General features: G+C 33.3%; 3 protein-coding genes. All 3 read right to left on the reverse strand.

What is annotated here, in order from left to right:
• Nucleotides 1–160: 160 nt before the first annotated feature.
• Nucleotides 161–1,807 carry a tyrosine-protein phosphatase gene (locus VK998_RS04460; RefSeq protein WP_325225945.1) on the reverse strand — a complete coding sequence of 549 codons (1,647 nt, stop codon included), beginning with the start codon at nucleotides 1,805–1,807 and terminating at the stop codon, nucleotides 161–163.
• Nucleotides 1,807–1,956, reverse strand: a complete 150-nt coding sequence (locus tag VK998_RS04465; protein WP_325225947.1) for a hypothetical protein — start codon at nucleotides 1,954–1,956, stop codon at nucleotides 1,807–1,809. Before VK998_RS04465 ends, VK998_RS04460 begins: the two co-directional genes overlap by 1 nt.
• Before the next feature lie 63 nt (nucleotides 1,957–2,019).
• Nucleotides 2,020–2,971 (reverse strand): SAM hydrolase/SAM-dependent halogenase family protein (locus VK998_RS04470; protein WP_325225949.1); only part of this gene is annotated, 952 nt, incomplete at its 5' end.

The following is a 2,971-nucleotide window of genomic DNA, read 5'->3' on the forward strand; positions in this document are numbered from 1 at the left end:
TATTTGTTATTCTATTTTCCATTTTCTCACCAACTTTTTGTTCTCCTTAAGAATATTATATCATTGTAATAATTTCTTTTCTATATATTGTGAATTTATTTCCAAAACTATGGGACAGCGAGAACCGTCCCTGCTGTCCCACCTGCTGTCCCATTATATATTATGCTGCCTCTGGAAAATATAGAGCTACTAAATCCATTGCTAACTTTTTCTTAAGAGTCTTTATCTGTTCTCCTGTTAGACCTATACCTTGTAAATACTCTTCTGCAGCTTCTTCTAAATCCACATCGGTAAGTTCTGTACCTTTCTCTAATCCAGCAATTTTTCTTAGAGACTCTAATATATTACTTTCTGCTATCTTCTCATACTGTTCAGAACCATACTCTACGCCAAAATAATTCATATAGGTAATCATATAGTCTTCCTTAATTTCATCTACAGTAGAACCCATAAGTGCTTCTAATAGTCCAGCTACAAAACCTGCTCTGTCCTTACCTTCATTACAATGTACAAGATAAGGTCTATCATTTTCGACCATAAATTCTAAACCAGTTTTAAGTTTTTGCTTAAAATCATCGGATTCAAAATCGACTCCCATATCTAATAAAATAACATTACCTTCTTCATATAAACCCTTATAATATGGTGAGTTGAAATCCTCTTTCTCAAAATAGCCTTCTAATTCTTCTTCATTGTCAGCAAGGTTTATTATGGTCTTTATACCTGCTTCCTTAGCTAGAGCATCTGCATATGCTGCACGACCTAAATCATTATTGACTGGGCTACTGCTTCTATAGTAAACTTCACGACCAATATTGCCAGTAGTTACATTACGGAAATTTGCAAATATAACATCGGAATCATAATCTTCTCGATTATTACTACGATCTAATTGACGAATTTCCCATTCAGTAAGATAACCGCCTTTTTCTTTTAACTCAAAATCAACTTGTTCTCCTTCTTTTGCCTTATATGTTTCAGCAAAATTTCCCATATTAATAGCTATTATAATATTTCTTAAACCTGTACCATTTGGCCCACGTACTAATTCACTACCATTATCTACATCGCTATAAGCAGTAACAAAAGGTGCCTCTATTTCATCTTTACCTATTTTTACTATTAAGTTATCTCCAAATTCAAATCCTGCATTCAATAAATTTTGAACTCGCAAATCTAAAGTAATATTGCCATATTTATCTACAACTGTTACAACACCTGAAGTACTAGAGGTAAGTAATTTAGGCAAATCATAATGAATCCTAGCTAATTCCGAACGCTTGGCTATGCTATCAGCATCGATTAAACCACCATCTTTACCTTTAACGATGCCTGTCCCTAATAGATATTCCATAACAGGTATAGCTGTTTCAGATAATTTCTCTGTATCGCTATAATATTCAAGACTTCCTCCTAAAGTAGATATATCTTTATATTTCATATAGTTATATAAAGCTTTGAACATTTCCAGACGGCTAACAAACTCTTGTCCATTGAATTCTTCACCATCATAAATGCCCACTTCTTTGCACCAATTTAGTGCTTCTTCTAATGTACCAGAGCCTTTTTCACTATTATAAAAGGACTTATATAGTGTGGCACGACTAAGCTCACCATTTGGATGGAATTTGTTCTCGGATACGTTTTCCATTAATTTATTCGTAAAAACGTGTTCCACTGCATCAGTATACCATTTGTCTTCTTTTACATCAGAAGGCAAAACCCCCTCTGCAAATGCTACTGCGCCTAAAGAAAAACTTAGGACAAACACAAGAAACCAAGAAACAATTCTAAAACTTTTTTTCATTAAATTCCCCACCTTTCTAATATTATGCTATTTATACTATTATAACATAAATATCTATACCTATATATCAGTTTTAACATCTTTGCCCTACTGGTTAAAGCTCTATTTTCAACAATTATTTGTCTTAAACTATCTTTAGATTTATTCATTGATTTTCATAATTTTAAAACAGAACTTCCCTTTATAGAAGTTCTGTTTTTGCTAACTTATTTTTATTTTTGTACCTTACTCAACTTTATAGTCCACTCCGCTCCGGAACTTATTTCATAGGTTTCTGCAAAACTATCCATATTTAAAGCTATAGATACATTTAATAAACTATTATAATAAATTAAAGGTTTACCTTCTTCTACATCCCCAAAACTATTTACATAAGGTATCTTTGCCTTGTATACTACCATATCTCCTTTAAGTATTTCTACCATAAACTCATCCCCAAACTTTGGGCCTAATTCTTCAAACAATTCATCTGGTATATTTGACCATATATTCCCGTATTGAACATCTAATACTGGGATATTCCCCATTACTGTATTATCTTCAACAATTGGTTTTTGGTAAGATATGGTAACTACATCATCTTTAAGCTTTGGTCCTACATCTTCAAATTTAATTTGTCCCGATGCAAGCCTTGCTCCTACATAAGCAAAGATATCTCTTCCATGGAAAGTATACGATTTTTCCGAGCCTTTTAATCTATGATTATCACCATCAATCTTTCTTACTTCTTCTACTCCCATATCTTCTGCAACTAAGCCAAATAGTCCATTGTCAGGACCTACAAAATAATAACCTTCTTTAGTTTTAAGTACAATGGAATCTCTATCGGTTCCTACTCCTGGATCTACTACACCAACAAACACAGTCCCCTCTGGCCAATATTCAGCTGTCTGCTTAAATCTGTAGGCTCCTTCCCATATATCATAACTGGGGATTTCATGAGTCAAATCAAACATTCTAATATCTGGATCTACCCCAAAAGCAACTCCCTTCATAGCCGATACCGCACCATCTTTAAGGCCAAAATCCGTCAAGAATACTAACGCTGACTTATTATGTGAATAATTTTCAGCTTCTGTATACTCTGTTGTTTTTTTCTCCTCAGCATAAGCAATACTAAAAATAGAAAGAACTAATACAAAAACAACTAATAGACTAATAGCT

Origin of the sequence: Schnuerera sp. (assembly GCF_035459645.1) — a bacterium.
Taxonomy (GTDB): Bacteria; Bacillota; Clostridia; order Tissierellales; family Tepidimicrobiaceae; genus Schnuerera.